The organism is Mycobacterium sp. 134, from assembly GCF_048282715.1.
In the GTDB taxonomy this organism is placed as follows: domain Bacteria; phylum Actinomycetota; class Actinomycetes; order Mycobacteriales; family Mycobacteriaceae; genus Mycobacterium; species Mycobacterium septicum.
This window is the reverse complement of sequence record NZ_JBLVUN010000008.1, coordinates 1,965,786-1,988,978: the sequence shown is the minus strand read 5'-3', so window position 1 is coordinate 1,988,978 and position 23,193 is coordinate 1,965,786. Positions and strand designations below refer to the sequence as shown.

Sequence of the window (23,193 nt, the reverse complement as noted above, 5' to 3'; positions counted from 1 at the left end):
CTCAGTAGCTCTTGGGCAGGCCGAGAACGTTGGCGGCGAGGAAGTTCAGGATCATCTCCTGGCTCACCGGTGCGATCTTCATCAGCCGGGACTCGCGGAAGAACCGGGAGATGTTGTATTCCTCGGAGTACCCCATCCCGCCGTGGGTCTGCAGCGCACGGTCGGCCGCACCGAATCCGGCATCGGCACACAGGTACTTGGCCATGTTGGCCTCACGTCCGCAGGGCTTGCCGTTGTCGTAGAGCCAGGTGGCCTTGCGCAGGATCAACTCGGCGGCGTCGAGCCGGGCCAGCGAGTCGGCCAGCGGGAACTGGATGCCCTGGTTCATGCCGATCGGCCGGTCGAACACCACCCGCTCGTTGGCGTACTTCACCGCACGGTCGAGCGCCACCCGGCCGATGCCGAGCGCCTCGGCCGCGATCAGCATCCGCTCCGGGTTGAGCCCGTGCAGGATGTACTTGAACCCCTTGCCCTCCTCGCCGATGCGGTGCTCGGCCGGCACCCGCAGATCGTCGATGAACAACTCGTTGGAGCTCACCGCGTTCCGGCCCATCTTGTTGATGGGCCGGATCTCGACGTGATCGCGGTCGAGGTCGGTCAGGAACAGCGTGAGGCCCTCGGTCGGCTTCCCTCCGCGCTTCTCGACATCCTCACGCGACTCGGTACGGGTGAGCAGCAGGATCTTCTCGGACTCGAGCGCTTTGGAGATCCACACCTTGCGGCCGTTGACCACATAACCGTCGCCGTCCTTCTTGGCGAACGTGGTGATGCGCGAGGTGTCCAGGCCTGCACCGGGTTCGGTGACGCCGAAGCACACATGCAGATCTCCGTCGACGATGCGCGGTAGCGTCGCCTTCTTCATCTCCTCGGAGCCGAACACCACCACCGGCTGCATCCCGAAGATCGACATGTGGATGGCGCTCGCGGCGTTCATGGCTCCGCCGGACCGGGCCACCTCCTCGGCCAGGATGGTGGCCTCGGTGATGCCGAGGCCGTGCCCGCCGTACTCCTCGGGGATGGTCATCCCGAGCCATCCCCCGCCGGCGATGGCGTCGTAGAACTCCTGCGGGAACTCGTGGGCCTGATCCTTGGTCATCCAATAGTGATCGTCGAACTTGCCCGCCAGCTCCGCAACGGAATTGCGGATCAGCTGCTGGTCCTCGGTCAGCTCGAAGTTCATACCGCCCGACACTGTGTGCTCTCCTATTTTTCTCGGCCGATCGTCTCGGCGTTCAGTCTCGCGCGCCGGCAACGGCTTTGGCGTTGGCCTGGAAGTCGGCGAAGGTGGTGCCGGTCTTCTCCTTGTGGCTCAACGCGCGGATGGAGACATCGTGCCCCTCGGCCTGCTTGCGCAGCGCACCGACGGTCGCCTGCTCCTTGGGGACGTGGACGAACGGATCGAAGTGGTACAGCCGCATGGCGTTCTCGTGGGTGATCTTGTTGATCTCGTCGTCGGGAACCTCGTAGGTTTCGAACACCGCGCTCAACTCCTCGGGGGCCCCGGGCCACATCGAGTCACTGTGCGGGTAATCCATCTCCCAGCAGATGTTGTCCACCCCGATCTCGTGGCGGTTCTTCACGCCGACGGGGTCGGAGATGAAGCACGTCATGAAGTGCTCCCGGAACACCTCCGAGGGCAACTTGTCGCCGAAGTCCTGGTGCGTCCACGTCGAGTGCATGTCGTAGGTGCGGTCCACCCGGTCCAGGAAGTACGGAATCCACCCGGTGCCGCCTTCGGACAGCGCGATCTTGAGGTCGGGGTATGCCTTGATCGGCGCGGACCACAGCAGGTCGGCCGCGGCCTGCACGATGTTCATCGGCTGCAGGGTGATCATCACGTCCATCGGGGCATCCGGGGCGGTGATCGCCAGCTTTCCCGACGATCCGATGTGCACGTTCATCACGGTGTCGGTGTCGACCAGGGCCTCCCACAACGGCTTCCAGTACTCCAGGTCATGGAAGGACGGGTAGCCCAGTGTCGACGGGTTCTCGGTGAAGGTCAGCGAGTGCACGCCCTTCTTCGATACCCGGCGCACCTCGTCGGCGCACAGCTGCGGATCCCAGATCGCCGGAATGGCCATCGGAATGAACCGTCCGGGGTTGGATCCACACCACTCGTCGATGTGCCAGTCGTTGTAGGCCTGCACCAGCGCCAGCGAGAACTCCGCATCCTCGGTGGCGAACAACCGCGCCGCGAAACCCGGGAACGAGGGGAAGTTCATCGTGGCCAGCACGCCGCCGGCGTTCATGTCCTTGACCCGCTCGTTGGGGTCGTAGCAGCCCTTGCGGATCTCGTCGAGCCCCTGGGGCTCCAGTCCGTACTCCTCTTTCGGCCGGCCCGCCACCGCGTTGAGCGCCACATTCGGGATCACCGTGTCGCGGAACTGCCAGGTGTCGCTGCCGTCGGGGTTGTGCACCAACCGTGGCGCCTCGTCGCGGTACTTCTCCGGAAGGTGGTTCTTGAACATGTTCGGCGGTTCGATGATGTGGTCGTCGACGCTGATCAAGATCATGTCGTCTTTGTTCACTGCCTCGCTCCGTCCCGTTGGCCGTCACATTGGTTCTCTATGAGAGAAAACTAGCTTCTCATCTAGAGAGAATCAATGTCTGTGGCGGTTGACGAGGAGATTTAGCCAGGTCACCACACAAACACACACGTTCTTGTTGACCATCGCCGCAAAAGATGGAAACCTCTTAGTCGGAAATGAGAACCTGATTCTCGCAACCGAGAGTCGGAGCTGGGTCATCGAGAGGAGAACCGCCCCGTGCGCTTGGCCCCCTTGCCCGCCGAGGAGTGGGACGACGATGTGCGACGAGCGTTGTCGGTCATGCTTCCGGAGGAGCGGCTCAATCCCGAGGGAGCGGGCACCGCGCTGTCGACGCTGGCCCGCCACCCGGCGCTGACCAAGGCGTTCCTCCGGTTCAGCAATCATCTGCTGTTCCGCTCGACGCTGGACCCGCAGATGCGCGAGCTTGCCATCCTGCGGATCGCCCACCGCAAGAAATGCGAGTACGAGTGGACGCACCACGCGTTCATCGGCAAGTCCGAGGGCCTCACCGATGAGCGGATCGCGAGCAGTACGAGCGGCGAAGGCTCCACTCCCCTGGATCAACTCGTGCTCGACTCCGTCGACGAACTCGACGGGCAATCGGAGATCTCGGACGGCACCTGGGCCGCCCTGAGCGAGCACCTCACCGAGCGCCAGCGCATGGACCTGGTCTTCACGATCGGCGGCTACGGCCTGATGGCCATGGCTTACAACACCTTTGGAATCGCGCCGGAATCCGGCCACTGACTCAAGAAGAAAGTAGAGGTAGATGATGGCGTTCTTCCCGAAGCCGGCTGCCGGCAGCTGGACCGAGAATTGGCCCGAACTGGGCACCGGCCCGGTCAACTACGAGGACTCGATCGATCCCGAACACTGGAAGCTGGAGCAGCAGGCCATCTTCCGCAAGACCTGGCTGCAGATGGGCCGCGTGGAGCTGATTCCCAAGAAGGGCCGGTACATCACCCGCGAACTGCCGTCGGTCGGCCCCGGCACCTCGATCATCATCGTCAACGACGGCGAGCAGATCCGCGCCTTCTACAACCTGTGCCGCCACCGCGGCAACAAGCTGGTCTGGAACGACTACCCGGGCGAAGAGGTCTCCGGCAGCTGCCGGCAGTTCGTCTGCAAGTACCACGCCTGGCGTTACGACCTCAAGGGCGACCTGACGTTCATCCAGCAGGAGCAGGAGTTCTTCGACGTCGACAAGGCCGACTACCCGCTCAAGCCCGTGCGCTGCGAGGTGTGGGAAGGCTTCATCTTCGTCAACTTCGACGACGACGCGGTGTCGCTCGAGGAGTACCTGGGCGAGTTCGCCGAGGGCCTCAAGGGTTATCCGTTCCACGAGATGACCGAGCATTACAGCTACCGCTCCGAGATCAAGGCCAACTGGAAGCTCTTCATCGACGCGTTCGTCGAGTTCTACCACGCGCCGATCCTGCACATGAAGCAGGCGGAGAAGGAGGAAGCCGAGAAGCTGGCCAAGTTCGGCTTCGAGGCGCTGCACTACGACATCAAGGGTGATCACTCGATGATCTCGTCCTGGGGTGGCATGAGCCCGCCGAAGGATCTGAAGATGGTCAAGCCCATCGAGCGCATCCTGCACAGTGGCCTGTTCGGGCCGTGGGATCGCCCAGACATCAAGGGCGTCCTGCCCGACGAGTTGCCGCCGGCGATCAACCCCGGCCGGCATGCGACGTGGGGCCAGGACTCGTTCGAGTTCTTCCCGAACTTCACCCTGCTCTTCTGGGCGCCGGGCTGGTACCTGACCTACAACTACTGGCCGACCGGTGTGGACAGCCACATCTTCGAAGCCGACCTGTACTTCGTGCCGCCGAAGAACCTGCGCGAACGGCTGTCCCAGGAACTGGCCGCGGTGACGTTCAAGGAGTACGCGTTCCAGGACGCCAACACCCTGGAAGCCACCCAGACGCAGATCGGCACCCGGGCCGTGCTCGACTTCCCGCTGTGCGACCAGGAGATCCTGCTGCGCCACCTGCACCACACGGCCCACAATTACGTCGACCGGTACAAAGAAGCCAAGACCAACGGGAATGGTTCGACGAACGGCAATCACGCCGCCCCGAGCGAGAAGGCCGCAGAAAAGGATGCCGCAAATGTCTAAGTTGCCTGAAGAATTCGCCGACCTGGAGCGGTTCAGCGACTGGTGCCTGCCCACCGAGGAGGAGCGGTATCAGAAGCGCCTCAACTCGACCATGGACGAGATGCAGGAACTCTACGACGCCGGCATGGCGCGCCTCGAGGACATCATGGTCTACGTCGATGCCCGCTTCCCGCTGGCGAGCATGCCGGATGACGCCAAGGCGCTGGTGCACCTCGGACAGTCCGTCGTCATGGTGAGCTTCCCGATCGAGGTGTGGAAGCAACCGCGGGTGCTCGACAGCGGTGCGGCCTACGTCAATCTCATCAAGGAGCCGGTGGTTTAGTCGTGCTGACCCTCAAAGCTGCGGGTCTTGTCGACGTCGATGCCGGGACGATCATTCGTCCCGGCATTGTCCGTGTCGACGGCGACCGCATCGTGGCCGTCGGAGACGGCAAATCAGACCCAGTCATCGGTCCTGACGACGAGATCATCGATCTCGGCGACTCCATCCTGCTGCCCGGCCTCATGGACATGGAAGTCAACCTGTTGATGGGCGGCCGCGGTGAGAACCCCGGCCTGTCCCAGGTGCAGGATGATCCCCCGACCCGCGTGCTGCGCGCGGTGGGCAACGCCCGTCGCACCCTGCGCGCCGGGTTCACCACAGTTCGCAACCTCGGGTTGTTCGTCAAGACCGGCGGCTACCTGCTCGACGTCGCCCTGGGCAAGGCCATCGATGCCGGGTGGATCGACGGTCCGCGCATCATCCCCGCCGGTCACGCCATCACGCCCACCGGCGGCCACCTGGATCCGACGATGTTCGCGGCGTTCATGCCGGGCGTGCTGGAGCTGACCATCGAGGAAGGCATCGCCAACGGTGTCGATGAGATCCGCAAGGCGGTGCGCTACCAGATCAAGCACGGGGCCCAGCTGATCAAGGTGTGCTGCTCGGGCGGCGTCATGTCGCTGACCGGTGAGGCTGGGGCACAACATTATTCGGACGAGGAACTGCGCGTCATCGTCGACGAGGCGCACCGGCGCGGGCTGCGCGTCGCGGCCCACACCCACGGCGCCGAGGCGGTCAAACATGCCGTGGACTGCGGCATCGACTGCATCGAGCACGGATTCCTGATGGACGACGAGGCCATCCAGAAGCTGGTCGACAACGACCGGTTCCTGGTCACCACCCGTCGGCTGGCCCAGGCCATGGACGTCTCGAAGGCACCGAAGGTGCTGCAGGACAAGGCAGCCGAGATGTTCCCCAAAGCCGAGACCTCCATCAAGGCGGCGTACGAGGCCGGGGTGAAGATCGCGGTGGGTACCGACGCGCCTGCCATCCCGCACGGCAAGAACGCCGACGAACTCGTCACGCTGGTCGAGTGGGGCATGCCACCGGCCGCGGTGCTGCGGTCAGCCACCACGATCGCCGCCGATCTGATCAACGTCACCGACCGGGGCCGGCTGGCAGAAGGCCTGCTCGCCGACATCATCGCAGTGCCGGGCAATCCACTCGAAGACATCACCGTTACACAGCATGTAGATTTTGTAATGAAAGGCGGTAAGGTCTTCCGCAATGAGCACATCAACTGATTCCCCGACGCGGACCGAGGATCTGATCGAGATCCAGCAGGTGCTCGCCAAATACGCGGTGACCATCACCCAGGGCGACATCGACGGTCTGATCAGTGTTTTCACCCCCGACGGCACGTACAGCGCATTCGGCGAGACCTACACGCTCAATCGCTTCCCGGTACTGGTGGACGCCGCCCCCAAGGGCCTGTTCATGACCGGTACCGCCCTGATCGACCTGGTCGAAGGGGCCGATACCGCCTCAGGCACACAGCCGCTGTGCTTCATCGAGCACTCCAAACACGACATGCGCATCGGCTACTACCGCGACACCTACGAGCGGACCGCGGAGGGCTGGCGACTGAAGACCCGCGCGATGACGTTCATCCGGCGTAGTGGCGATCACGACCACGGCCGGCCGCACGCGATCGGCAGGCCGGAAGCCGGATGAGCGAGCGTAGCGAGCGAATGACACATCTGAAATGCGGGAGCCGAGCATGCGAGGCAACCGCATGAGCGATCTATTCGAACCAGCGGCTTTCCGCACGGCGCTGCAGGATTGGCTCGCCGAGAATGACCTGACGCCACCCGATGACCACTCGCTGGAAGGTCATATGCGCCAGTTCGCCCGCGTGCAGAAGGGACTGTACGACGGCGGCTGGAGCCGCTACGGCTGGCCCGAGCACGCCGGCGGCCTGGGTGGTCCGGAGATGCTGCGCGCAATCGTCGGCGAGGAGGTCGTGGGCCGCAGACTGGCCGAGCCCGGCCCCTACTCGATGCTGGAAGTGCTGGCGCCGACGATGATCGACTACGCGCCCAAGGAACTGGCCGCCGAGATGGTGCCGAAACTTCTCTCCGGCGAAGAGCAATGGTGCCAAGGGTTCTCCGAACCCGGCTCGGGCAGCGACCTGGCATCACTGACCACACGCGCGGTACAGCGCGGTGACAAATGGGTCATCAACGGCCAGAAGGTCTGGACCAGCTTCGCGCAATACTCGCACCGGTGCATCCTGCTCACCCGCACCGGCGATGCGGACACACCCAACCACCAGGCGATCACCGCGTTCTTCGTCGACACCGACTCCCCCGGCATCACGGTCCGGCCGTTGCGCACCATGCACGATGTCGATGAGTTCTGCGAGGTGTACTTCGACGATGTCGAGGTCGACGCGAGCCGGATGCTCGGCAAGCCCGGCGACGGCTGGCAGCTGGCGATGGACCTGCTGCCCTACGAGCGGTCGACCTGCTTCTGGCAGCGCATCGCCTACCTGTACTCACGGTTCGACGCACTCGTCGAAGCGGTGAAACGGCAAGGGCAGGTGGTGGATCCGGACCTCGGAGAGGTCTACCTGGCCCTGCACACGCTGCGCTGCCGTTCGGCGGCAACCCAGCACCGGCTGGCCAAGGGCCACAAGCTCGGACCCGACACCTCGATCGACAAGGTACTGCTGGCGACTGCCGAACAGCTGCTCTACGACACCGCGCGCAACCTGATGCCCGGCGTCATCGAACTCAAAGACTCCGAATGGCGCACCGAATACCTGTATTCGCGCGCGTCGACAATCTACGGCGGCACGGCCGAAGTGCAACGCAACATCATCGCGCGTCGCCTGCTGGACCTCGGGAAGGAGTGAGGCGTGACCGATTTGGATACCGAATCCCTCGGCCTGCTCGAAGACACCCTGCGCAAGACCATGCTGTCGGCCTCGGGAGCCAAGCTGGATGCCGCGCTGGCCGAACTCGGCTGGGCCGAGATGCTGTCCGACATGCCGGAGGTGGCCATGCCTCTGGTGTTCCGCCTGCTGGGCGAAACAGGTTCGCACGCATCGATTCTCAACGATGTGCTGCTTGAGACCATCGGCGGCCTGCCCGGCGGTACGCCACCGATGCCCTATGCCGGTGGCATCTGGGTGGTGTGGGAACGCAACGAAAACCCGGACAGCGCGGTCGACACAATGGGCGGCCTGCCACTGCGGGAAGTGCCCGACGGCCAGTTGCTGCGGGTATCGGAGGCGCGCCGCGCGCTGGGCTGGTGGCTGGTCGGCTCGGCCCGCGGAATGCTGGCCCTGGCCCGGCAGCACGCACTGGACCGCGTCCAGTTCGGCAAGCCGATCTCGTCCTTCCAGGCCGTGCGGCATCGACTGGCCGAGACACTCGTGGCCATCGAAGGTGCCGAGGCGACGCTGAGCCTGCCCGGTGCGGACAACGTCGACCTGAACTCGCTGCTGGCCAAGGCCGCCGCGGGTAAAGCCGCGCTGACCGCGGCCAGGCACTGCCAGCAGGTGCTCGGCGGCATCGGGTTCACCGAGGAGCATGAGCTGCACAACCACGTGAAGCGGGTTCTCGTGCTCGACGGATTGCTGGGTAGTTCAAGGGAACTCACCCGCAAGGCCGGCGCCGGTCTGCGGGCCCGAGGCACCGTCCCTCGCTTGGCCCAGCTGTAGCGTTTTTCTGCCGAGCAGACGCGGAGGTACCCCGGGAAACGGATCTCCGGGTACCGACGCGTCAGCTCGCGCTAAGGGGTGACGGGCTCGGCGAAGACGGTGGCCGTCGAGCGGCCACGCAACACCGTCGAACCGCGCACCACCCAGTGCTCGCCTTCGTCGGCATCGGCGTGGGCCAGCGCGCTTCCCGAGCACAACACCGTCGACTCGCGGTCCTTGGCGTGGTCGGCCAACCGCGCCGCCTCGTTGACCGCGTCGCCGATCACGGTGTACTCGTAGCGGTTCTCGGCGCCGATGTTGCCCGCGAACACAGAGCCGCACGAAATGCCGACGCCGAACTCCACATCCGGTAGCTCGTGGAGCCGCGGCACCAGCGCCCGCGCGGTGGCCAGCGCCGAGGAGGCCGGGTTGTCGAGCCGTAGCGGTGCACCGAAGACAGCCAGCACGGCATCGCCCTCGAACTTGTTGATCAGGCCGTGGTGGTGCTCGACCGTGTCCACCACGATCTTGAAGAATCCGTTCAGCAGCTGCGCCACCTCCTGCGGCGGACGCGAGGCACCCAACGCAGTCGAGCCGACCAGGTCGACATAGAGCACTGCGGCCTCCCGCACATCGCCGGTGACCGCCGCGCCCTGCTCCAGGGCATGGCGGGCCACGTCGACGCCGACATACCGCCCGAACAGGACGCGCAACCGGTTCCGCTCGGCCAGGCCGGCCAGCATCCGGTTGAATCCGTATTGGAGCCGGCCGATCTCGGAGGACTCATACACCTTGACCGAGACACCCGACCAGCCTCTTTCGACGGCTTTCATGGCCAGCACGACTTCCCCGATCGGGTCGGAGACAGACCGCGCAACCAGAAACATCGACCGCAGACCGAAGATCAGCGAGACGATGGCCAGCACGAGCACCGCGGCCTCGACCGGCGCCGTCTTCTGCACGAACCAGCCGTTGGAGCGCGCCAGCACGATCAACGCGATCCCCAATATGGGCAGCCCGCTGAACAGCGTCCAGATGGTGATCAGGCGAGCCAGCACGCCCGGCATCCGGACCATCGTGGCCGAAGACGCGGTCAACGACGCCGCCACGATCGGCCGCAACATCCGTTGCGTCACCAGAAATCCCATACAGGCGGCCGCTATGCCACCGAAGAGGATCGCACCCCCCATCACATAGGCGACACCTCCCCCGGCATCGAGGTTGACGAGGGTGTACACCACGGCGCTCACCGCCCACGTGGTGAACTGGATGATGGTCTGGCGCGGCGCGATACGCATGGCGGCGCGCTGCTGTTGCGCCGTCGGATTCTCGCCCGCGGCATACCATTTGAAGGTCGGATGGACGTTGACCCAGCCGACGATGGTGTCGACGATCGCCGCCGCGACCATGAGAGCGATCAGCGCGACCAGGTTCGCCTGGGTCATCAGCTGGCGCGCATCACCGACGGTGTTGCGGCTCAGCGCGAGCACCACGAGCGTCACCGCCGCCGCGGCGGTGGTCTGCGCATAGATCTGCCTGGCCGCGTAGCTCACGCTGAGCCGGATCGCCCCCATCTTCAGAGGCCCGGGCCTACTTGATGTTCTGCTTCATTCCGTCGATATCCATCAGCACCGGCCATCCGCTGACGCTAAGCGCATTGCCGTGCCCGGTCTGGTGAATATCGAACACCGATTGGATCGCGGCGTAGAAGCCCTGTACGTCGAGGGTCTGATTGACCGCGCGCTTGGCCTGACGGAGCGCGAACGCCGGCATCTGCGCGATCTGCGCGGCCAGCTCAGCAGTCTGGGCGTCGAGTTCATCACGCGGCACCACCCGGTTGACCATGCCGGTGCGTTCGGCCTCCTCGGCGGTCAATGCCCGACCGGTGAACAGGATCTCCTTGGCCTTGCGGGCACCGAGCTCCCAGGTGTGGCCGTGGTATTCGACGCCGCCGATGCCCATCAGGGCCACCGGATCGGAGAACAGCGCGTCGTCCGCGGCCAGGATCAGGTCGCACGGCCAGCAGAGCAGAAGGCCACCCGAGATGCAGCGTCCCTGTACCGCCGCGATCGACGGCTTGGGCACATTCCGCCACCGCAGTGTGCACTCCAGATAGCGCCGCGACTCGTGCTCGATGAGGAATTCCAGCGTGATCTTGTCGGGCACCGGCCCACCGCCGCGCAGGTCATGTCCCGCGGAGAAGTGTTTGCCGTTGGCCCGCAGCACGATCACCTTCACATCGCGGTCGTCGGCGGCCCTGGTCCACGCGGCGTCGAGCTCATCGAGCAGCTCCGGGTTCTGCGCATTGGCCGCTTCGGGCCGGTTGAGCGTGATCGTGGCGATCGAATCGGCAACGTCGTAGTCGATGTACACGTATTTCCTTCTGTTCACAGCTGCCACACGACAGCCGCCTCCGCGACCGCGGCAGCCACCCCGCAAACAGCACCCCGGGCGGCGCCAGATTTGATGTGAAACCCTTCTTCTCAAAGGACTTCTATAATTCCCTTCATGAGAATACTATTCTCACAGTACGAAAGTTACAATCTCCGACACGTTGGCCGCGAGGGGGTCTGGCACCACAATGGCAAGGCGTTCTCCGGTACAGTCAGTTCATGTTCTCCCCACTCGACAAGCGTCGGAGCCGCCAGTGACTACCGCTGGCGAAGAACCCGCGTGGAAGCAACGAGCTGTCGAGCGGTCGATCAAAACCGCAAAGTTGCGCGCCGCCCAGCGCGTGCAACGCTTCCTGGACGCGGCCCAGGCGATCATCATCGAAAAGGGCAGCACCGACTTCACCGTGCAAGAGGTCGTCGACCGCTCCCGCCAGTCACTGCGGAGCTTCTACCTGCAGTTCGACGGTAAGCACGAGCTCCTGCTCGCGCTGTTCGAGGACGCATTGAGCCGCTCGGCCGACCAGATCCGGGCCGCCACCTCGACCCAGGGCGAGCCGATCGAGCGGCTCAAGGTCGCCATCCAGCTGCTTTTCGAGTCGTCTCGGCCCGATCCGGCCGCCAAGCGTCCGCTGTTCACCGACTTCGCGCCGCGTTTGCTGGTGTCGCACCCGTCGGAGGTCAAGGTCGCCCACGCACCGCTGCTGGCCCTGCTCACCGAGCTCATGGAGGAGGCCTCGGAGGCCGGCCAGCTGCGCACGGGGATCAACCCGCGACGGATGGCCGCGATGACCATGCAGACGGTGATGTTCGTCGCACAATCCAGCGGCGGCACCGATGAGGCGTCGATCCACCCGATCACCGCCGACGAGGTCTGGGACTTCGTCGCCAACGGATTCGCCGCCAGCTAGCTGAGAATTTCGTTCTCCTAGAGACAGAATTCTCCTTACACTCAAGCGTGTGCCCGATCTCCGGACTCACCGCCTTCGCGTCGCGCAATGGGCGACCGGCACCATCGGAACCCACGCGCTGCGCTCGATCATCGAGCACCCACACCTGGAGCTGAGCGGTGTTCACGTCTTCGGCGCCGGCAAGGTCGGCACCGACGCGGGCGACCTGTGCGGCCTGGCCCCCACCGGCATCACCGCCACCGACCGTATCGAGGCCATCCTCGCCGCCGCGCCCGACTGTGTGCTCTACATGCCCGCGGCCCCGGACATCGAGCAGTTGTGCCGTCTGCTGGGCGCGGGGATCAACGTGGTCAGCACGTGCGGCCAGTTCCACCACCCGACTTCGATCGAGCCCGAACTGCGCGCAGTTGTCAGCGATGCCTGTGCGCACGGCAACGCGACGCTCTATGCCACCGGGAGCAGCCCCGGATTCATCACCGAGGCGATACCGCTGGCATTGACCTCGGTGCTGCGCCGGCTCGACTTGCTGGCCATCGACGAGTACGCCGATCTGTCTCAACGCAATTCGCCAGAGCTGTTGTTCGACGTCATGGGTTTCGGCGGACCCTCCGGCCCGTTCGACGAGCGTCGCGCCGCCCACCTGCAGGCGAGTTTCGGCCCCTCACTGCGCCTGGTGGCCGACGCGATCGGGCTGCCGCTGGACTCGGTACACACCGAGGGCCAGTGGGCCCTCGCAGCTCACGACACCGCAATCCGGGCCGGGCAGCTACGTGCCGGATCAGTGGCAGCGCAGCGCATCATCGTGTCGGGCATGCGCGCGGGGCGCCGGCTGCTGAGATTTCAGGCGACCTGGTACTGCTGCACAGAGCTCACCGAGGATTGGGACCTGCGCCCCACCGGATGGCACCTCACCGTGGACGGCGATGCACCCCTGGACATCGACGTGCGGATGCCGATTCCGCTCGATCGGATGGCTGCGGTGTCCCCCGGCTATACCGCGAACCGCGCGGTCAACGCGGTGCCCTTCGTCTGCGCCGCCGCGCCGGGGATCCGCTCGACTCTGGACCTGCCGCAGATCGTCGCCGAAATGGGCTAGCGAGAATTTGATTCTTCTAAGCAGAGAGTACAAATTGCCCTAAACGTATCTGTCATTGACACGGCAGGCGGCCCGGTGACAGAGTTGCTGAGCAGGTGCACAGAACTTCACCGAGCATGTGACAGACACGAAAACAGAACTGGGGTAATCAATGACTGGACGGGTGGAAGGCAAGGTCGCGTTCGTCACCGGCGCGGCCCGCGGCCAGGGGCGTAGCCACGCGGTACGGCTGGCGCAAGAGGGCGCCGACATCATCGCGATCGACATCTGTGGTCCGATCCGGCCCGGCGTGGAGACCGCCATCCCGGCCTCCACCTCCGATGACCTGGCCGAGACCGCCAACCTCATCAAGGGACTCAACCGTCGCGTCGTCACCGCGGAGGTCGACGTGCGCGACGCCGGCGCCATCAAGTCAGCCGTCGACAGCGGCGTCGAGCAGCTGGGTCGCCTCGACATCATCGTGGCCAACGCCGGCATCGGCAACGGCGGCGACGTGCTGCACGAGACCAGCCAGCTCGACTGGGACGAGATGATCGACATCAACCTCTCGGGTGTCTGGAAGTCGGTCAAAGCCGGTGTGCCACACCTGATCGAAGGCGGCCGCGGCGGCTCGATCATCCTGACCAGCTCGGTCGGCGGGCTCAAGGCCTACCCGCACTGCGGTAACTATGTTGCCGCCAAGCATGGCGTCGTCGGCCTGATGCGCGGCTTCGCCGTGGAGCTGGGCCAGCACAACATCCGTTGCAACACCGTGCATCCCACGCATGTGGCAACCCCGATGCTGCACAACGACGGCACGTTCAAGATGTTCCGGCCCGACCTGGAGAACCCGGGCCCCGACGATATGGCGCCGATCTGCCAGCTGTTCCACACCCTGCCCATCCCGTGGGTCGAGGCCGTGGACATCAGCAACGCGGTGCTGTTCCTGGCCTCTGACGAGGCGCGTTACATCACCGGCGTGACCCTGCCGGTCGACGCGGGAAGCTGCCTCAAGTAAGTCCGGACCCCTAGCCCGGACCGAGTGTGGCGGCGCCGGTCTGCGGGTGGCGGTACCAGCCACCCGCAGACCGAGTGCCACCGTCGACGTGAATCGTCTGCCCGGTGACATAGCTCGACAGGCTCGAAGCCAGAAAGACTGCCGTACCGGCGATTTCGTCGACATGTCCAGCCCGACCCAGCGGGATGGCATCAGCGATACCCGGGGGCGGTCCGTCTGGTGACAGAGCCATGAGTCCCTCCGTGATGGTGAGGTCGGGAGCGATCGCGTTGACGCGGATGTTGTGCGGGGCAAGTTCGAACGACGCGGTCTGGGTGTAGTTGATGACGCCGGCCTTCGCGGCCGCGTATGCGGCATACCCGGGGGCCGCGCGCACCCCTTCGATCGACGTGAGATTGATGATGCTGCCCGGCAATTCATCGGCGACCAATCGACGCGCCACGCGCTGTGTACACAACAGCACATGGCGCAGGTTGCTCTTGTACAGCGCGTCCCAACCGTTCTCGCTCGTCTCCAGCAGCGGCGAGGCGAACACCCCGCCGGCATTGTTGACCAGGATGCGGACCGGTCCCAACTCGGCGGCGGTCCGCGCCAACGCGGCATCGACCTGCTCTGCGTCACGCACATCGGTCACGATGCCGAGGGCGCCGATGGATTCGGCGGATTCCGCGCAGCTGTCCGCATCGCGTTCCCAGATGGCCACCGTGGCACCGAAAGCCGCGAGGCCGGCAGCGATGCCCCGCCCGATACCGGTGCCGCCGCCGGTGACAACTGCCACCTGTCCACTGAGCAAGATGTCAGAAGGATTGATAGACATGGTCATTGACGCTAGCGGAGTGACGGGGCGTGAGGCTAGATGCAACGCTGGGTGATCGGAGACCGATCCGGGCTTGAATTCCCGGCCGATCCGGACACGCTTCGCAATGCGGGCCCGGCCTTCCTGACCGGAGCCCTTCACGCTTTCGGCTCTCTCCCCCAGGACAATCGGATCATGGCGATCACCCGCTTCGAGGAATGCACCGGGGGCAGTACGGGACGCAAGGCCCTGCTCGATATCCGTTACGCGCATCCGGCCGACGGGCTGCCCACCGAACTGTTCGTGAAGTTCTCCCGCAACTTCGACAGCCCCCGTCGGGACCGGGGTAAGTCACAGATGGCGCTCGAGGTGGCATTCGGGGCGTTGTCGGCAGGCACCACGTTGCCCGTGACCGTGCCGGTGTGCCTGTTCGCCGACTATCACGGGTCGTCATGTACGGGGATGCTGCTGACCGAACGAATCTCGTTCGGCACCTCCGGGATTGAACCGCACCACGACAAATGTCTCGACTACCGGATGCCCGATCCTGTCGGTCACTACCGGGCCCTGTTGGCCTCGGTGGCTCGGCTGGCCGGCGCGCACCAGTCCGGCTCGCTTCCCGACACCGTGACCGATCGGTTCCGTTACGACGCCGCCAAGGTCACGGTCGGCGCCAGGACGCACCGCTCCCCCGACGAACTCATCGAGCAGGTCCACCGGTTGACCGCGTTCGCGGACCGCTACCCGGCGCTGCTACCCGCGAGCGTCGGCCGCCCGGAGTTCACCGCCCGCATGCTCGCCGACGTGGGCCGCATCGCCGCGGCCGAGGACGCCGTGATGACCTGGCTGCACACCACCGTTGACCAGGTGGCGCTGTGCCACTGGAACGCCAACGTCGACAACGCGTGGTTCTGGTCTGAACCTGACGGGACATTGGGGTGCGGGTTGATGGACTGGGGCTGCGTCAGCGTGATGAATGTCGCGATGGCCCTGTGGGGTTCGCTGTGCAGCGCCGAGACAGAGGTATGGGAACAGCATCTCGACGGACTGCTGACCCACTTCGCCGACGAGTTTCACGCCGCCGGCGGGCCCGTGCTCGACATTGCACGGCTACGCGCTCAGCTCATGCTCTACGCCGCGGTGATGGGAGTGACCTGGCTCCTCGGTGCGCCCGCCCACCTCACGGCCGCGCTGCCCGATCAGCACATCGACCGCTTCGATCCGCGGATCGCCGACAACGAGCCGGTGCGTGCCCCACTGCTGATGCTGAGCAACGTCCTTCACCTCTGGGACACCAAGGATTTCGGTGCGTTGCTCGACGAGTTCCAGCGCCGCTGAGATTGGCTCCGCAGATCGCTCAGCGAGCCGCTTTGCGGCGTCCGCCGACCCCGGGTTCGGTGCCGATCACGCCGTCGGTGGCCAGCGCGGTGATCTCGTCGTCGGACAGCCCCAGTTCGGCCAGCAGTTCGTGATTGTGCTCGCCGAGCAGCGGCGCCGCCTGCCGGTGCAGCGCCCGTGGCCCGTTGGCCAGCGAGACAGGCAGGGTGCTGTGCGGTGCGGCGTTGTTCACCGGATGCCCGACATGTTCGAAGAAGCGCCGGAACCGCAGCTGCGGCAGCTCCAACTGCCGGTGCGGCTGCATCACCTTGGCCACCGGAACACCCAACGGCCACAGGGTTTCGACGATCTCGTCACCGGTGCGCGGTAGGCACCAGGCGGCCAGCTTGTCGTCGATCAGGTCATGTGCAGCCCTCCGCCCATCGGCGGATTCCAACTCTGGATCCATCGCCCAATCCGGCTGCCCGATCGCCACTCGCAGTGCGGCCCACTGGGCGTCGGTGCTCACCGCGATCGCGACCCAGCTGTCTGCTCTCCCGAACTCGTCGATCTCGGCACTCTGGTAGATGTTCTGCGGCGCCGCGGCCGGCCCGCGGTTGCCGTCGCGCTGCAACAGCACGCCGTAGGCCGAGTACTCGATGACCTGTTCGGCGGCGACATTGAGCGCGGCATCCGCCATCGCGGCCTCGACGAGCACTCCGTGTCCGGTGCGGCGGCGGTGCTCGAGGGCGAGCATCAGCCCCGACAGCGCGTGCACGCCGGCATTCGGGTCACCGATCGAATACGGTTCGAACGGAGTGCGATCCGGGTAGCCGGTGAGCCAGCTCAACCCGGAAGAGTCCTCGATGATGTACGCGAACGCCGGGTTGTCCCGCCACGGCCCGTCCAACCCGAAGCCGGGCATGCGCACCATGATGATGTCCTCGCGCAACTCCCGCAGTGATTCGAAGTCGAGCCCGATCTGCTCGATCACCCTCGGGGTGAAGTTCTCCACCACGACGTCGCAGGTGGCGATCAGCCGGCGCAACAGGTCCCGGCCCTGCTCGGTCTGAAAGTCCAGGGTCAGGCTCTTCTTGTTCGTGTTGAGCGCGCTGAAGATCGGGGAACGCTCCCACCACTGCTCCACGGTGGCCGGGATCCCGGCGATCAACCGGGTGCCGTCCGGCCGCGGCGTCGACTCCAGATGGATCACCTCGGCGCCCAGCATGCCCAGCGGATGGGTGCACGACGGCCCGGCCCAGAACGTGGTCATGTCGAGCACGCGTAACCCGCTGAACGGCAGCCGATCCCCGCCAGGCGCACCGACCGGCACATCGCGCGGGGGCAGTTCCGCGGCCCGGATCTCTTCGGTGTGCTCCCCGAGACGGGGAGCCGGCGCCGCCTCACGCAGCACAGCACCTGACAGCCGGTACGGAGCGGCGGGCTGGGTGAACCCGCGCTGCGGATTGCGGACGAATGCCTGCCGTTGCACGAAATGGTCCATGGCGGTGACGTTCTCACCGTTGCCGACCGGCGAGTTGGGGATCCGGAAGGCCGTCGCCAGATCGCGGACGTCATCAACACGCTGCTCCCGCACCCACGCGTACAGTTCCTCGGCATGCAGGTTCGCCTGCTCGGTGATCGTGAGTTCCGAGGTCTCGTCGATCCACTCGTCGTGCCCCGACATCGCACACAGGTCCCACCACTGCTGGGCGGTACCGCATCCGAGTGCGACCAGACCGTCGGCCGCCTCGGCGACCCCGGGAACCGTGGGCCTGCGCTCGCTGCGCCACGGGCGGCCCAGCATCTCGAAGTAGGTCACCGGGTAGTAGGTCAAGCCCAGGACCTGCGCTTCCAGAGCCGACAAGTCCACCAGCTCGCCGTGGCCGTCACGGATCGCCCGCGCCCGGAACGCCAGCGTCATCGCCGCCGCGTACGCACCGGCGAGCCACTCGCCGACCTGTCCACCGATGGACACCGGCGCCCGGTCCTGCACCCCGCGACCGATACCGATCGCGCCACCTGACCACGCCTGCAGGGTGAACTCGGTGGCGGCCCGGCCGCTCCAGGGCCCGTCCAACCCGAATGGTGTAACCGTGGTGACGATCAGATGCGGATGCCGGCGAAAGAGGTCCTCGGGTGCGATCGACTGAGCGACAGGCGATTCCGGGGACCAGAACACGGCATCGGCCGCTGCCACCAGCCGGTCCAGCAGTCGCGGGTCGTCGGGATGGACGACCACGCTGCGCTTGCCGCCGGCCAGGAAGGTGAACAGCGCGCCGTCCTCATCCGGGCCGATGTGCGCACCCGAGGCCGACCACCGGCGTAACGGATCACCCTCGGGGGCTTCGACTTTGATCACGTCGGCGCCGCCGTCGGCGAGAATCTTCGTGGCGTACGCCCCGGCGATCCCGCTGGACAGGTCGATGACGGTGTAGCCGTCAAGTGGTGAGCTCATGTGTCTATTCGGGTTTCGCCCTGTTCTTCTTGGACAGCCGGAAATCGGGTGGGAACTTGCTGTCGTTGTCGTTGACCGCGGCCGACAGCCCGGAATCGATCGACTCGAACATGTCCAGGTCGTCGTCGCTGTCGTTGGCCACCCCGTTGCCCATCGACTCGAAGAACGCGCTCAGCAGGCTGCCCATGTATTCGCCCTGCTGCTGTTTGAAGATCTCGAAGAACATCTTCTGCTGAAAGACGGTGTCCACCGGCCGGTTCCGGGTACACGCCAGCGCGTACTTCTGCACTTCGGCTTCCAGCTGATCGCGGGCAACCACCTTGTTCAGGAAGTTGCAGTCGTACATCTCCGCGGCGGTGAACGGCCTTCCGGTGAAGACCATCTCCTGGAACTTCCGCAGGCCCATCATCTGGACCCACGTCCACATCCGCGGTCCCCAGCCGTGGTACCGGAACGACGGATGCCCGAAGAGGGCGTCGTCAGACGAGATCACCAGATCGGCGTCCGCGCATTGGTAGAAGTGCCAGCCATAGCAATAGCCCTTGGCCTCGACGATGCTGATCTTCTTGAAGTCCTGCAACGCACGGTTGCCGGCCTGGGAGTTCGCGTACCACGAGCTGATCGTCGCGCCGTTGCGGAACGTACCCTTGGGAGGGTAGGTCACCTCCCCGACCCCGTCATCTTCGAGCCGCAGCTCCGCCAGACGCGCCGCCGGATTGTCGTTGCCCTCCATGAACTCCGGCAGATCTGCTCCGCTGCCCAGGTTGTCCCCGACGCCGCGGATGATCACCACCTTCACGTCGTTGTCGGCATTGGCCGCCCGCAGCACGTCGGCGTAGCGCAGGCGGGCCATCGACGTCGGCGCGTTGAGGAACTCCGGCCGGTTGAACGTGATGGTGGCGATCTTGGTCTTGCGGTCCTTCTCGTAGAGGATGATCTCCTCCGGGGTGGGACGCTCAGGCATGTGCCGCCTCACTGTTCGATGGGGCCTGGGTCAGCACCTCGGGACCGTCGGCGCCGATGACGACGGCGTCGCGGGTGAACACCGCGCCGACGCCCTGTTGCCAGACATAGCCGGTGACTGCCAGGACCATGCCTTCCTCGAGAATGTCGGCCTCGGCGGTAGCCCGCAGGTTCGGGGATACCACCGGTGGGTCGAATCCCAACCCGAGCCCGTGCGCCACCGGCATCGCCGGCAGCGGTTCGCCGGCCTGCTCGTACGCGTCCAGCAACGCACTGGTCGGCTTGCCGGCGCGGCATGCATCGACCAGCCTCTCCCACAGGTCATCCCGACGCCGGTACAGCGATCGGACCGTTTGGGTCGGTTCGCCCACGAATGCCGTGCGGGCCACCTCCGCGACGTAGCCGTCCGCGAGCACACCCGCCGACAGTGCCACCAGGTCGCCCTCGCTCACGCGGCCGTCACCCTCGGCACGTCGCCACGGATGCTCTTTCGAGGTAATCCACGCAGCGTCCTGGGTGGCGGGCGTGCTCACCCCACCGGCGGCCTCGGCCTCCAATATCGCACCGGCCAGGCGCTTCTCGGTGGTTCCAGGAACCAGCTCGGCGACGCCTTTCGCCAGCCCCTCCTCGGCGACGGCCAGCGCCCGTCGCAGCGCCAGGATCTCCTCGGGGGTCTTCACTCGACGTGCGGCCCGCATCGCCTGCTCACCGTCGACCAGCTCGGCATTCGGGAAGGCCATCGGCAGCAGCTTCGCGAAGGTCGGTGTCAGGGCGTCGGTTCCGATGCGCCATGCCGAATCGGAACCCTTGATGCTCCGCAGCACATCGACCAGGGTCATCGGGTTCCACGCGAAGCCGTACAGGTTCTCGTGGGGGATCTCCTCGGGGATGCCCTCGTCCCACGTGCTGTTCAGGTGGATCTCACCCGTGGCCCGGACGAACGTGCAGATCGGCCCGAAAGGGCGGGTGCCCACCACCCACAGCTGCGGGGCGCCGGAGATGTACCGGACATTGGCCTGCCTGCCCAGTACCAGCGCGTCGAGGTCATGGGCCTCCATCTGGGCGATGGCGCGCTCCCGGCGGCTGACGCGCAGTGCCCGGCCGTCGGCCTCGATTTCAGTTCCCACGGGACACCTCATAGGGGTCGTACGGATATGCGGTCAGCGGCATCCAGCCGCCCTCGGTGACCACCACGATCTCCTCGCCGCGGTAGCCGCCGGTGCCGTCCTCCCAGACCACCGGCTCGAACACCAGCAGCATGCCGTCCGGGAAGACGAAGTTGTCGTCCCACTCCTGGCCGAGATCCGTTCCGATCATGGGCATCTCAGCTGCGCTGGTACCGATGCCGTGACCCAGGTAGAAGTGCGGCAACCACGGCTTCTGTCCGCCGGCGGCCGCGGTCGCCGCCCGGCCGAGGTCACCGCAGGTGGCGCCGGCCTTGGTCACCGACAGCACCGCGTCGACGACGCGGCTCCACTTGTCGAATTGCTTCTGTTGCGCCGGCGTCGGGTCCTGGCCGACGATCCAGGTACGCCCATGGTCGGAGCAGTAGCCGTGGTACGCGATGGACACGTCGGTCCACAGCACATCGCCCTGCTGCAACTCGCGCTCGGTGGTGAGCAGGGGCAGGGCGAGATCACCGGTGGTGGTCCAGGTGCCCGCTGCCTTCGACGCGGGCATGGCCTGCCAGATCGAGTCGAACATGTTGGTCGTGGCGCCCAGTTCGAAGGTGCGGCGAACGAATTCGGCAGACAGGTCGATCTGCCGCACACCGGGCGCCAGCGACTTGTGGATCTCGGCGACGGCCTCCTCGGTGATCTGACAGGCCCGGCGGATACAGGCGATCTGGTCGATCGTCTTGACGAGCTTCGCCGCACCGACCACCGGGGCGGCATCCACCGGTGCGCTGGGGAACAGTGCGCTGCCGGCCAGCCGCATTGCCCCGGTCAACTCGTCGGTCGCGATCGTCGCGCCGGCGGGCACCAAGCGGGCCAGGATCTTCGCGAATTCCGCGACACCTTCGTCGAATTCGAGGTAGACCGGCCCGTGGAGGTGGTCATCGGGCAGCCCGGTCTCCATGGCCGCGCCCTCACGGAAAGGCAGGAACAGGTGCGGGTATTCATCGTCGGCCAACACCACCGCGATCGGCCGCTCGACATGCGACAGTCCCGCGTCGGCCAGCGGCCAGGCGATTCCGGTGGCGTACATGACGTTGCTGTTGCCGAGCAGCACGAGCGCGTCAACGCCCTGGTCGGCCATCGCGGCGTGCAGGCGCGCACCGACCTCTCGCCGCATCCGGGCGAGGTCGGGCTCATCGGGAATGTCGAGCGGGGTAAAGCCCGTTCGGGCGATCTGGGTGACGCCGGAATTGGTCAGAGTACTCATGCTGTTGTCCCAGTTGCTCCTGCCGTGCGCAGCCCCAGGAACTTCTGGATGTTCGTCGACACGATCTTGACGGCGGCCTCCGACCCGACCGCTTCCACCACGGTGGCCAGTGACTTCTCCGAGTACCCGAAGGTGCTCTCATTGTGCGGGTAGTCGCTGGACCACATCACGTTGTCGACACCGATCTCGTCGATCAGCCGGAGCCCCAACGGATCCACCATGAACGAGGCGCTCATGTGGTGGTCCCAGTAGTACCGGACCGGGTGCTGCAGTTCGTGATTGAACATGTGGCGGTAGGAGGCGAGCATGTGCTCGGCGTCCTGCAACGCGGTCGGCACCCAGGCGATCCCACCCTCGAACCAGCCGACCTTCAGGCTCGGGTGCCGATCCAGGATTCCGGAGAACACGTACTTGGCGAACTGCTCGCGGAACGAATCGACATTGACCATCATGCCGACCACGACACTGTTGTGCTGGCACGGCGTCTTGGGCGGGGTTTCACCGATGTGATGGCTGACCGGCAGGCCGGCGGCTTCGATCTCGTCCCACACCGCGTCCATCTCGGTGCTGCCGTAGTCGTAGATGTTGCCCTCGTCGTCCTTACCCGGATTCAACGGCAGCAGAAATGTCTTGAGCCCCAGCGATTTCAGCTGCTCGAGGGTGCTGCGGGTGCCGGCCGGGTCCCACCAGTTGATCAGCCCGACACCGTAGAAGTGGCCATTGCTGCTCTCCTGCAGCTCGGCCATCACCTCGTTGTAGATGCGGAACACTCGCTCGCGGATCCCCTTGTCCGGGTAGTGGAACAGGGCGAGCACGGCGTTGGGGAAAGCCAGTTCCTTGTCGATACCGTCCTCTGCGAGCTCCCGGATGCGGGCCGCGATGTTGTTGGTCGCCGCGCCGGCGAGGTCGTCGTACTGCATGAGCACCCGGCCGAAGTCACCGCCGGTCCAGGCCTTGCCCTTCATCCCGACCATGTACGCGCCGTCCTCGTACCAGATCCGCGGGGCGGCACCCTTGAGATCGTCGGGGAAGCGCTCGTAGAAGATGTCGTCGGCGACCGAGATGTGGTTGTCGGCCGAGAAGATCTCGGTTCCTTCAGGCAATCCGGCAAGACCCCCCTTCGTCGCGTGTCCACGGCGGTTCTTCGGTGCGCCGAATCCTTCTGGCGGATAGAGGGTCTGAGTCAAGGTAGACATCGGTGGTACTCCAATCGGGCTGTGAAAGGATGTTCCCTTTTTGTG

At 65.6% G+C, this 23,193-nt stretch carries 21 protein-coding genes; 11 read left to right on the top strand and 10 right to left on the bottom strand.

The features are described 5' to 3' along the window. Position 1: 1 nt before the first annotated feature. Positions 2 to 1,180 (bottom strand): acyl-CoA dehydrogenase family protein, encoded by a 1,179-nt coding sequence (locus tag ACNQVK_RS14370; protein ID WP_273735657.1) that lies wholly within the window; start codon positions 1,178 to 1,180, stop codon positions 2 to 4. 52 nt (positions 1,181 to 1,232) lie between these two features. Beyond that, the gene (locus ACNQVK_RS14365; RefSeq protein ID WP_418030037.1) at positions 1,233 to 2,528 is read right to left on the bottom strand and encodes an amidohydrolase family protein; all 1,296 of its coding nucleotides are present in this window, start codon (positions 2,526 to 2,528) and stop codon (positions 1,233 to 1,235) included. Between the two features lie 237 nt (positions 2,529 to 2,765). On the opposite strand from ACNQVK_RS14365, the gene ACNQVK_RS14360 reads away from it, so the two are divergent. From ACNQVK_RS14360 to ACNQVK_RS14330, 7 genes are all read left to right on the top strand, one after another. Then, entirely contained in the window at positions 2,766 to 3,296 is a 531-nt protein-coding gene (locus tag ACNQVK_RS14360) for a carboxymuconolactone decarboxylase family protein (RefSeq protein ID WP_418030035.1), read from the top strand. A 25-nt stretch (positions 3,297 to 3,321) separates the two neighbouring features. Continuing rightward, entirely contained in the window at positions 3,322 to 4,671 is a 1,350-nt protein-coding gene (locus ACNQVK_RS14355; RefSeq protein ID WP_418030034.1) for an aromatic ring-hydroxylating oxygenase subunit alpha, read from the top strand. Beyond that, on the top strand, positions 4,664 to 4,993 hold the full coding sequence (locus tag ACNQVK_RS14350) for a hypothetical protein (protein ID WP_409551584.1): 330 nt from the start codon (positions 4,664 to 4,666) through the stop codon (positions 4,991 to 4,993). The genes ACNQVK_RS14355 and ACNQVK_RS14350 overlap by 8 nt, the downstream gene beginning before the upstream one ends. 2 nt (positions 4,994 to 4,995) lie before the next feature. After that, the gene (locus tag ACNQVK_RS14345) at positions 4,996 to 6,237 is read left to right on the top strand and encodes an amidohydrolase family protein (RefSeq protein WP_418030033.1); all 1,242 of its coding nucleotides are present in this window, start codon (positions 4,996 to 4,998) and stop codon (positions 6,235 to 6,237) included. Continuing rightward, positions 6,221 to 6,667, top strand: coding sequence for a nuclear transport factor 2 family protein (locus ACNQVK_RS14340; protein ID WP_019344217.1), 447 nt, complete (start codon positions 6,221 to 6,223; stop codon positions 6,665 to 6,667). Before ACNQVK_RS14345 ends, ACNQVK_RS14340 begins: the two co-directional genes overlap by 17 nt. A 61-nt stretch (positions 6,668 to 6,728) precedes the next feature. After that, complete coding sequence (locus ACNQVK_RS14335) at positions 6,729 to 7,850, top strand: acyl-CoA dehydrogenase family protein (RefSeq protein ID WP_418030032.1); 1,122 nt, start codon at positions 6,729 to 6,731, stop codon at positions 7,848 to 7,850. A 60-nt stretch (positions 7,851 to 7,910) separates the two neighbouring features. After that, positions 7,911 to 8,660 (top strand): acyl-CoA dehydrogenase family protein, encoded by a 750-nt coding sequence (locus ACNQVK_RS14330; RefSeq protein ID WP_409551675.1) that lies wholly within the window; start codon positions 7,911 to 7,913, stop codon positions 8,658 to 8,660. A gap of 71 nt (positions 8,661 to 8,731) precedes the next feature. Here ACNQVK_RS14330 and ACNQVK_RS14325 read toward each other — a convergent pair whose 3' ends face one another. Further along, positions 8,732 to 10,213 (bottom strand): adenylate/guanylate cyclase domain-containing protein, encoded by a 1,482-nt coding sequence (locus ACNQVK_RS14325; protein ID WP_418030031.1) that lies wholly within the window; start codon positions 10,211 to 10,213, stop codon positions 8,732 to 8,734. Positions 10,214 to 10,229: 16 nt separating this feature from the next. Next, positions 10,230 to 11,012, bottom strand: a complete 783-nt coding sequence (locus ACNQVK_RS14320; RefSeq protein ID WP_418034161.1) for an enoyl-CoA hydratase — start codon at positions 11,010 to 11,012, stop codon at positions 10,230 to 10,232. A gap of 208 nt (positions 11,013 to 11,220) precedes the next feature. On the opposite strand from ACNQVK_RS14320, the gene ACNQVK_RS14315 reads away from it, so the two are divergent. The 3 genes from ACNQVK_RS14315 (at position 11,221) to ACNQVK_RS14305 (ending at position 14,033) form a co-directional block, all read left to right on the top strand. After that, positions 11,221 to 11,940 carry a TetR/AcrR family transcriptional regulator gene (locus ACNQVK_RS14315; protein WP_084622191.1) on the top strand — a complete coding sequence of 240 codons (720 nt, stop codon included), beginning with the start codon at positions 11,221 to 11,223 and terminating at the stop codon, positions 11,938 to 11,940. A gap of 49 nt (positions 11,941 to 11,989) precedes the next feature. Beyond that, a complete protein-coding gene (locus tag ACNQVK_RS14310; RefSeq protein WP_418030030.1) occupies positions 11,990 to 13,036 on the top strand; it encodes a dihydrodipicolinate reductase in 1,047 nt (348 codons plus the stop codon). A gap of 151 nt (positions 13,037 to 13,187) precedes the next feature. Further along, the gene (locus ACNQVK_RS14305) at positions 13,188 to 14,033 is read left to right on the top strand and encodes a mycofactocin-coupled SDR family oxidoreductase (RefSeq protein WP_418030029.1); all 846 of its coding nucleotides are present in this window, start codon (positions 13,188 to 13,190) and stop codon (positions 14,031 to 14,033) included. A 10-nt stretch (positions 14,034 to 14,043) separates the two neighbouring features. On the opposite strand, the gene ACNQVK_RS14300 is transcribed toward ACNQVK_RS14305, so the two are convergent. Further along, positions 14,044 to 14,850, bottom strand: coding sequence for an SDR family NAD(P)-dependent oxidoreductase (locus ACNQVK_RS14300; RefSeq protein WP_418030028.1), 807 nt, complete (start codon positions 14,848 to 14,850; stop codon positions 14,044 to 14,046). A gap of 174 nt (positions 14,851 to 15,024) precedes the next feature. On the opposite strand from ACNQVK_RS14300, the gene ACNQVK_RS14295 reads away from it, so the two are divergent. Continuing rightward, entirely contained in the window at positions 15,025 to 16,167 is a 1,143-nt protein-coding gene (locus tag ACNQVK_RS14295; protein WP_418030027.1) for a hypothetical protein, read from the top strand. A 19-nt stretch (positions 16,168 to 16,186) separates the two neighbouring features. On the opposite strand, the gene ACNQVK_RS14290 is transcribed toward ACNQVK_RS14295, so the two are convergent. The 5 genes from ACNQVK_RS14290 to ACNQVK_RS14270 are packed head-to-tail and all read right to left on the bottom strand — an operon-like array spanning position 16,187 to position 23,148. After that, positions 16,187 to 18,604, bottom strand: coding sequence for a CaiB/BaiF CoA transferase family protein (locus tag ACNQVK_RS14290; RefSeq protein WP_418030026.1), 2,418 nt, complete (start codon positions 18,602 to 18,604; stop codon positions 16,187 to 16,189). Between the two features lie 4 nt (positions 18,605 to 18,608). Beyond that, positions 18,609 to 19,568, bottom strand: a complete 960-nt coding sequence (locus ACNQVK_RS14285) for an enoyl-CoA hydratase/isomerase family protein (RefSeq protein WP_418030025.1) — start codon at positions 19,566 to 19,568, stop codon at positions 18,609 to 18,611. After that, a complete protein-coding gene (locus ACNQVK_RS14280) occupies positions 19,561 to 20,694 on the bottom strand; it encodes a M24 family metallopeptidase (protein ID WP_418030024.1) in 1,134 nt (377 codons plus the stop codon). Before ACNQVK_RS14280 ends, ACNQVK_RS14285 begins: the two co-directional genes overlap by 8 nt. Next, positions 20,684 to 21,952, bottom strand: a complete 1,269-nt coding sequence (locus tag ACNQVK_RS14275) for a M24 family metallopeptidase (RefSeq protein WP_418030023.1) — start codon at positions 21,950 to 21,952, stop codon at positions 20,684 to 20,686. Before ACNQVK_RS14275 ends, ACNQVK_RS14280 begins: the two co-directional genes overlap by 11 nt. Then, positions 21,949 to 23,148, bottom strand: coding sequence for an amidohydrolase family protein (locus ACNQVK_RS14270; protein WP_418030022.1), 1,200 nt, complete (start codon positions 23,146 to 23,148; stop codon positions 21,949 to 21,951). The genes ACNQVK_RS14275 and ACNQVK_RS14270 overlap by 4 nt, the downstream gene beginning before the upstream one ends. Positions 23,149 to 23,193: the final 45 nt, after the last annotated feature.